Genomic DNA, 8,481 nt, shown 5'->3' with positions numbered 1-8,481 from the left:
TAGCTTGACTTCAGTTGAATAACATTAGAAATACTAAGCGATTAGAAGTCTAGGCTACACAAACAAAAATCATCTGCGTGGGTTGAGAGGAAGTCCGCACAGGCGGAGTTCGTTTGTGTAGCCCCAGACGGCGCTAACAGTCTGTAGGCGTATAGGTTTTCTCTAGTAACGAAGTAGTGTAGAGATTTGACTGACACGGGTGTGCTCGCGGTCAATGAGGAAGTCTATGCTCAGGCTAGCGATGCACTGCAATCCTGATTCAGATAACCGGAGTTAGCAGGTTTTGCTAAACCTTATACAAACTCTAGCTAGAGTTCCATTTTATTACTCACTATTGAGTTTCATCGCCATCTGTAAACAATGGCTAACCCTGCAAAGATTTAGCTGTAATATTCGTCTTAAATTATACAGTGTTAATCTTTATTTATATCTTTTAATTTGGTTATATTCTTGGATGTTTTCGTAATACAAGCCAAAGACTTGTATTACGATTTTACCGGAACTTTAAGACTTTGACTTAGGCAACAACAAATCAGTCACTAGTTATCAGCAATGGGTGACCAAGTTTCATTGGGAGATTTCAACCTCAGCTGAGAGCAAGCCTCTTTATTAGGTGATACTGAGTGGCAGTATAACGTAGAATTTAACGCACCACTCCAGGCACAGACGACGCGGAGGTAAGAGAAAGAGAGCGCCATACGTTTGAATGCAACTTGGTAGAACGGATTTTTAAGTAGCCGGACAGAATTAATTACATGCTGATTCCTTGCTAGACAAAGTTTTCAGCCCATTTTTTATGTAATTAATTACGTCTAACTACTGACTCCCAACGAGTAACGCTCCAGACAACTAGTCACAACTGTTCGCTATTGGCGCATCACTAATTCTTGCCGCTTCCCATCAGGTATAGTAGTGCCATCCGGACGGCAACGCCGCTGGTTACCTGCTGGGAGATAAGACTAAACTGTGGGTCATCCATCAGGTCAGAGCTAATTTCTACCCCTCGGTTGACTGGACCTGGGTGGAGAATCTTAACGTCCGGTTTGCAAAGTTTTAAGCGATCGCGCGTAATTCCATAGTGTTGGTGGTATTCTCGTAAACTCGGCAACAGATGGGAAGTCATGCGTTCCTTTTGTAACCGCAAGGTCATGACAAAATCCGCATCTTTCAGAGCAGGTTCAAGTTCCCAATGGAGAAATAGCTTTCGATTTTGGCTCTGAGATTTGGGATTGGAGATTGACGAATCGCCAATTTCAGCCAGCAACTTAGGTAGCAGTGTCGGTGGACCAGCAAGATGGACTTCCGCTTTACTCGAAGTCAGACTCCAGATATTAGAACGAGCAACCCGCGAGTGCAAAATGTCTCCCACAATAGCAATCTTCTTGCCAGCCAGGAGCCCTAAGCGGGGGTATTCAAAGTCGATCAGGGATGTGATCGTAAATAGATCAAGCAATCCTTGGGAGGGATGTTCGTGCTGTCCGTCACCAGCGTTGAGGATGCTGACCCGAACACCGAGCTGGTTCATTTCAGATGCGATCGCATGGGGTACTCCAGCCTCCCGATGGCGAATCACCATCATATCAGCTCCCATTGCTAGATAGGTCTTCGCCGTATCGAGAATGGTCTCTCCCTTAGTGAGGGAAGAGGTACCGGCTGCAAAGTTTAGCGTATCAGCAGACAGACGCCTTGCCGCGAGTTCAAAACTACTGCGGGTGCGAGTTGAAGGTTCAAAGAACAGATTGGCAACCACATGACCCTGCAACGCGGGTACTTTTTTTGTCCGCGTTGAGAGTACCTCCCGAAAGCTGGCAGCCGTTTGCAAGACTGTATCGAATTCTGCGGGTGTGAAATCAGCCAACCCAAGAACGTGGCGGCGTGTCCAAACGGTAGTAGCCATAGAGATGGGTTAAAACTAACTATTGCCAACATACCGCGATCGAGGGAGTTTCAGAGCGGTGGGGACGTTATATTCCCCATTTTTTAACATCTGAGGGAGTTTGCTGCTTTCTGACCGCCATGCCTTTCCCTGGTCACTGATAACTGTTCACTGTTTTGGTCAGTCTTGGTTCTAGTCGGTAACTGATTGTGATACTTTTATCAGAAAAATGGGTTTAAAACCCCGTCCTTCCAGGATAGCTTTACCGGGAACATGGTAGGATGTAAGGCATGATTCAAAGAGCCTACCGATATCGCTTTTACCCAACACAGGAACAAGAACAACTCTTGCGCCGTACATTGGGTTGCGTTCGGTTGGTCTACAACAAAGCCTTGCATACCAGGACAGAAGCTTGGTACGAACGCAAGGAACGAGTTGACTACAAACAAACGTCTGGGATGCTCACTTCTTGGAAACAGCAAGAAGACTTGCAATTTTTAAGCGAGGTGAGCAGCGTTCCACTTCAGCAAGGCTTGAGGAACCTGCAAAAAGCTTTCACTAACTTCTGGGCAGGTCGTGCGAAGTATCCCAACTTCAAGAAGAAGAGAAACGGGGGAAGTGCTGAATTTACTCGTGCTGCTTTTCGATGGAAAGACGGGCAGTTGTGGCTGGCAAAGTGTAATGACCCTTTGCCTATTCGATGGAGTCGAACGCTGCCTACATGTTGTGAGCCATCTACTGTAACAGTAAGACTAGATGCATCGGGTCGGTGGTTCGTTTCCCTCTTGGTTGAAGACCACACAATTAAACCCCTGCCTCAACTAGATAGAGCTGTAGGCATTGATGCGGGAATCACCTCACTGATTACGACAAGTGACGGGGAGAAGGTTGCTAACCCCAAACACTTCAAGCGACTGAGATTTAAGCTAAGACAAGCCCAAAAAGCCATGTCTGGCAAGGTCAAAGGTTCCAATAACCGAGAGAAGGCAAGGCTTCAAGTAGCACGCATCCATGCAGCTATTGCCGACTCCCGCACAGATTTACTTCACAAGCTAACAACTCGACTGGTACGTGAAAACCAAACGATTGCTGTCGAAGATTTAGTTGTGAAGAACATGATGAAAAACCACAAGCTGGCAGGTGCTATTGCAGATGCCAGCTGGTCGGAGCTGATTCGTCAGTTGGAATACAAGTGCCAGTGGTATGGTCGGACGCTGGTCAAAATTGACCGTTGGTTCCCCAGTTCTAAGCGCTGCGGGAACTGCGGTCACGTTGTCGATAAATTGCCGCTTGATATCCGGGAATGGGATTGTCCTAAATGTGGGACACACCATGACAGAGATATCAATGCCGCACAAAATATTCTCGCCGCAGGACTTGCGGTGATAGTCTGTGGAGCGAGCATAAGACCCGATAGGCATGAGCCTAAAAGGCAGCTGCGAAATACCCGTAAGGGAAAGAAGCAGAAACCTAAGTCGCGAGGCTTGGGAATCACCGCGCCTTCAGGCCGGTGAGGATGTCAATAGCAAATCGGGTGGATTTCCCGTCATGAACAGACTGTTTAAACGATTGAGGTGTTCTCAAATACAAGTCACGGCACCCCTTTGGCTGCCATTGCTTCTGCTTGGGGGTGGGTCGTTGAGCAATCTGGCTCCAGCTTCTGCCCAACAAAACCTGCCAGAACCTCGAATCTTTGACGAATTACCGCCCCCCTCATCTTTCCCTTCCCCCTCATCCATTCCGACGTTTAACGTTCCGACTTCGCCGTCGCCCCCAACATTACCTGATACAGTTCCCAATACAACTCCCAATACGCCTCTCCCTGAGCGCGAGTTCAACTTCCAAGCACCTCCTGCATCCCTCCCATCTCGTAGACTCACTCCAACTTCCAATCTCTACCGAGTGGATATTGATGGGGATAGTTCTTTTCTGTTATCTCAAGTGCGGCAGATTGAACCAGGAGCCTTTGTGCGGCGAGGAGAGAGAGTGATTCAAGCGGGAATATTTTCTGATGCCTATAACGCGGAGTCACGAGTCCGTACTTTGGCAGCAAGCGGCATTCGAGCGCAAGTTACCCCCATCCCTGGTAATATTGGGGCTAATTTTCAGCAGCCAGTTACCTCACTCACTACTGGTAGTGAGATTGATCTAGAGAGTCCTGAAAGACTCGCCAGCGATTCCATACCCGATAGCGTCGCTTCACGCGGCTATTTTGTTGTCATTCCAGGAAACAGCAGAGACTTACCGAACATTGCAGCTGAGGTCATGCGCCTAGGAATTAGCGAGAGTGCAGTGAACCAACGAGAAGGGCCAAGAGGCTCTCATGTTGCTGTTGGCCCCTTTAATAGCCGAAAGGAGGCAGATCGATGGAGTAACTATTTTCGGTCTCTAGGAATGGATGCTCGCGTTTATTTCGGCAATTAACGAGCGAATCGTCAGCCATTACTGAATCTTACCTGGTATAGCAAAAGGCAGAGGGCAGTTCGCGCAGCGTTCTCCGCAGGAGTAAGCTCCAAGGAGAAAGATTGACGAGTCAAGCTTCCAGTATTTGGCGAGAGTCAAGAGTCGCCTTGGCGACTCTATACATTCTTCTCACTACAGGACGGCGGCTCAACCATCAACGGTAGCGTTACGCTAAAGGTTGCGCCCAATCCTTTTCCTGGACTTTCTACACAGACTGTCCCACCGTGCAGTTCTACCAAGCGGCGGACGATCGCTAGCCCTAAACCGAGTCCACCGAAAACTCTTGTTGTTGTGCTATCAGCTTGACGAAAGTACTCAAAGACGTGAGGCAAGAAATCAGGATGAATACCCTCGCCTGTATCGCTTACCTGAATTTGAGCATAGGAAGTTGAAGGTTGCAGGTTAAAAGGTTGTAGGTTTGAACGTTGTAGTGCGAAGCTGGAGTCGCCACCTATCTTATCTTCCCAACTTTCAGCTTTGAATTGGTTAACTTTCAAGCCTTTAATGACTGACAGTCGTACTTCTACCCGCCCTCCTTCCGGTGTGAACTTAACAGCGTTTGAGAGTAGATTCCAAACGACTTGCTGTAAGCGGTTTGGATCGCCCAAAACTTGCCCTACATTCCAGTCAAAAAAAGTCTGAATCTGAATAGACTTGGCTTGGGCTGCCAAGTATACGGTTTCTATGGCGGCTTCTATCGTCGATACCAGATTCACAGGACAGGCATTGAAGCTTAGCTTGCCTTGAAGAATACGGGAAACATCTAACAAATCATCAATGAGTTGCGTCAGCAACTTGGCATTGCGTTCGATAGTCTCTAGAGCACGTTCCGTTGTATCGGCATCGCACTGACGGCTTCGGAGTACGTTTGACCATCCCAGGATGGGATTGAGAGGAGTTCTGAGTTCATGGGAGAGGACGGCGAGAAATTCATCTTTAATGCGGTTGGCGGCTTCTGCTGCCTTTCGTGCCTCTGCACTTCGTGCTGCTTCGCTAACACTTTCAGCGAGGGCACGTTGTTCGCGCAAGAGCAGTTCATCCTTCTCTCGATTCGATTCTTGGAGGCGCGTGTTCGCTTCTTTGAGTTCGCTGTTGAGTTGAAGAAGCTGTTCGTTGAGTTGGGCGCGAGCTTGATGCTCTAGAAGCCTTACTCCTTCTACTGCCTGTGCCACTTGAGTCACTTCCTGTTCGGTAGTGGCACATCCCACCAATAAACTGACAGCGCACTGCACCAGCAAGCTGAGTTTGTGGACAAACAAGATTTCTGGGGCTAAAGGGAAGCTAGGCGACGAGACAGCCTGGGGGTAACTTAGGAGATAGGCAAGCAGTGTCACCAGCACACAGAAGCTTGAAGTCAGCGTACCGCCTGTCACTCCAAAGCGGATTGCAGCCCAGAGAATGGGTATAAAGCCCAAAAACGAGAACTGCTGAAACACAAAGCCTGCATTATTGCTTTTTGACACGGTAAGTGCTGCTGTGGCGATCGCGAACACCACAATCGCCACCACCTCTGCCCAGAAGCTACTGGATTGGCGGCAGCTGACAAGATTCGGTTCGTTGGGTGGGTTAGGGAGCGGCAACCAACCCCAGCGTTGCAAGAATGGGGTTAATAGTAAAAGGGCTGTGGGTGCGATCGCTAGTGTCCCCAGCGCATTACCCAGCCACCAGTGCAGAATACTCGTATGTACATCTGACAAAGGCATCTTGCCCACAGCGACTAGAGTGAAACTCCCGACAATCGCGGAGGTGGCGCAGGCGGCTAATGGTGCACTTAAGATAAAGGCGACGGCATCTCTCAGGCGAGACAGCGACAGCGTCGCCAAAAAGCAACGGCGATAAAGAAACCAAGCCACTAGGGGTTCTGTCGCGTCGGTTAAACTAAGGATTTGAGTCCAGCCATCATTTCCCCAGTGGGGTGCTATGAGGATTGAAGATACTGCCGTCAAGAGGATTCCCACAGGCCCCCACCAGAGAGTCAGTGCGATCGCCACACCTGAGGGAGGAAACCACAAAGACACGGCTGGCTGAATCCGGTAGATCAGAGCCATGTCGTGAGCGAACAGCAAAACCAACAGACCCAGGGGAAGAATGAACCACCAACGTTTGGGAACAAAGGTAATAGAATTAGGCTGCCTAGGCATGGGCGTGGCGTCAATTTAGTCTATATGACTAGTTGGATTCTGACGATACAATGATCAGGCTGCGTTGCCTCCCAGCTAGTGAGCGATCAAGCTGAAAGTTGTACTCCCTTCTCTTCTCTATGCTAAAGAAGGATTTCATTTAACTAACACTATTGTTGAGTAGATATAGTCGGTTTTTTAGGTAAGGAAGCCTTGACAAAAAGTACAAATCGGCGAGAACAAATCGAGCAAGTCATAGTAACAGCCCAGCAGATGCGCGAGATTGAGGGGCGCATTTTTGAAGCAGGAATGCCAGTTGCAGCATTGATGGAAAAAGTTGCAGGGTTGCTTTCCCGTCGCATTCAGAAGCGTTATCCTCTTTCTGGCTATCGCCGCATCGGTGTGTTAGTGGGGCCAGGTCACAATGGCGGTGATGCTTCAGTGGTGGCGCGAGAGCTGCATTTGCAGGGTTACGAGGTGCTGATTTACCGTCCGATCGCCAAGCCTAAGGAACTGACTTCTCAGCATACCCAGTACGCCGCGAGTTTGGGTATTCCAGTGTATGAGCAGATTCAGCCTTTACAGAACTGTGACCTAATTATTGATGGCTTGTTTGGGTTTGGTCAAACGCGATCAATCTCTGGTGAGATTGCTGATGCGATTCAGCAGTTAAATCAGTGGTCACAACCCGTTGTCAGCATCGACCTGCCGTCGGGTATCCATACCGATACCGGAGAAGTACTGGGAACGGCGGTACGTGCGACCCGTACCTTTTGTTTGGGGTTGTGGAAACTCGCCTTTCTACAAGATCAAGCTTTGGAGTATATCGGTGAAGCCGAGTTAATTGATTTTGGTATCCCTCCCAGTGATGTCTGGGCAATTCTGGGACAACCAGCAGGGATGCTAAGGATGACCGCGACAATGGCGCGAAACTACCTCCCATTGCCTCGTCCGGCGGTCACGTACAAGTATAAAGAAGGACACCTGCTGCTAATTTGCGGCTCACGCCGATATGCGGGAGGAGCGATTTTGACGGGTTTGGGAGCGCGTGCCAGTGGGGTGGGGATGCTCTCGATCGCCGTACCGGAATCGCTTAAACCTTTGCTGGTCAGTCATTTGCCAGAGGCATTGATTATTGGTTGCCCGGAAACTCCAGAGGGAGCGATCGCCCATTTACCCGAATCAATTGATTTGGGAGATTATAGTGCGATCGCTTGTGGCCCTGGTTTGACACGGGAAGCTAAACCTGTGGTACAGCATGTTTTAGAAGCTGAATGCCCTTTAGTAGTAGATGCGGATGCCTTAAACATCCTTGCCGAACTGAGAACCATCCCAACCTTGTTGAGGCGTAAGACGCCTACCGTCTTAACCCCTCATGTAGGTGAGTTCAAACGTTTATTTCCCGACTCAGCGAGTTTGCTGCCAGATCGAGTAAGTGCTGTTTGGAAAGCATCCCAGTTGAGTAGGGCAGTGGTGTTGTTCAAAGGGGCGAGAACGGCAATCGCTCATGCTGGAAGCTCTGTGTGGCTGATTCCTGAAAGTACGCCCGCTCTTGCTCGTGGTGGTAGTGGGGATGTTCTAACCGGATTGATCGGAGGTCTAGTGGCCTATCCATCCTTGAGTGAACAGCCTTTAGAAGCGATCGTAGCAACGGCGGCTTGGTGGCACGCTCAAGCCGGTATTTTAGCGGCTCAAGAGAGGACTGAGTTAGGGGTTGATGCATTTACCTTGACACAATATTTAACGCAGGTAGTGCGATCAACGTTGCTGATGCCTTAGTACTTACTCTCTTCCCGTTTGAAGAATACCTATTTTTTTTACCAAAAAAATTGGGTTGAAAGCCCCGTCCTTCCAGGACGGCTTTTGTGTGTGCTGTGGCGCTTTAAGAAACGCTCATTGATTTTGTAAAAAACTCTATACTGGAAACAAGGAGGTAATGTAAGTGTTGAGTCTGACCTACGAATTCAAGCTTAAACCCACAACGGCACAGATCACCCTGTTCGAGGATTGGTTAGAACAATG

The 8,481-nt window shown here is 48.9% G+C and carries 5 protein-coding genes; 3 read left to right on the top strand and 2 right to left on the bottom strand.

Going from position 1 to position 8,481, the window contains the following annotated elements; translation table 11 throughout:
- Nucleotides 1-880: 880 nt before the first annotated feature.
- Entirely contained in the window at nucleotides 881-1,897 is a 1,017-nt protein-coding gene (locus V6C93_RS00770; RefSeq protein ID WP_333474728.1) for an aspartate carbamoyltransferase catalytic subunit, read from the bottom strand.
- 269 nt (nucleotides 1,898-2,166) lie between these two features.
- Between V6C93_RS00770 and V6C93_RS00765 the strand changes: the two genes are divergently transcribed.
- Together V6C93_RS00765 and V6C93_RS00760 are read left to right on the top strand one after the other, a co-directional pair.
- The gene (locus V6C93_RS00765; RefSeq protein WP_333474727.1) at nucleotides 2,167-3,390 is read left to right on the top strand and encodes an RNA-guided endonuclease TnpB family protein; all 1,224 of its coding nucleotides are present in this window, start codon (nucleotides 2,167-2,169) and stop codon (nucleotides 3,388-3,390) included.
- Nucleotides 3,391-3,424: 34 nt separating this feature from the next.
- Complete coding sequence (locus tag V6C93_RS00760; protein WP_333474726.1) at nucleotides 3,425-4,300, top strand: hypothetical protein; 876 nt, start codon at nucleotides 3,425-3,427, stop codon at nucleotides 4,298-4,300.
- 155 nt (nucleotides 4,301-4,455) lie between these two features.
- Here V6C93_RS00760 and V6C93_RS00755 read toward each other — a convergent pair whose 3' ends face one another.
- Complete coding sequence (locus tag V6C93_RS00755; RefSeq protein WP_333474725.1) at nucleotides 4,456-6,480, bottom strand: MASE1 domain-containing protein; 2,025 nt, start codon at nucleotides 6,478-6,480, stop codon at nucleotides 4,456-4,458.
- 192 nt (nucleotides 6,481-6,672) lie between these two features.
- Between V6C93_RS00755 and V6C93_RS00750 the strand changes: the two genes are divergently transcribed.
- Nucleotides 6,673-8,238 (top strand): NAD(P)H-hydrate dehydratase, encoded by a 1,566-nt coding sequence (locus V6C93_RS00750; RefSeq protein WP_333474724.1) that lies wholly within the window; start codon nucleotides 6,673-6,675, stop codon nucleotides 8,236-8,238.
- Nucleotides 8,239-8,481: the final 243 nt, after the last annotated feature.

Source organism: Allocoleopsis sp., from assembly GCF_036703385.1.
Lineage (GTDB): Bacteria > Cyanobacteriota > Cyanobacteriia > Cyanobacteriales > Coleofasciculaceae > Allocoleopsis.
Note: the sequence above shows the minus strand (reverse complement) of the source record. Positions and strands in the feature narration are given on the sequence as shown.

Coding starts and splice junctions, on each gene's coding strand:
- V6C93_RS00770 (WP_333474728.1), bottom strand. CDS start 1,897: ATGGCTACTACCGTTTGGACACGCCGCCACGTTCTTGGGTTGGCTGAT.
- V6C93_RS00765 (WP_333474727.1), top strand. CDS start 2,167: ATGATTCAAAGAGCCTACCGATATCGCTTTTACCCAACACAGGAACAA.
- V6C93_RS00760 (WP_333474726.1), top strand. CDS start 3,425: ATGAACAGACTGTTTAAACGATTGAGGTGTTCTCAAATACAAGTCACG.
- V6C93_RS00755 (WP_333474725.1), bottom strand. CDS start 6,480: ATGCCTAGGCAGCCTAATTCTATTACCTTTGTTCCCAAACGTTGGTGG.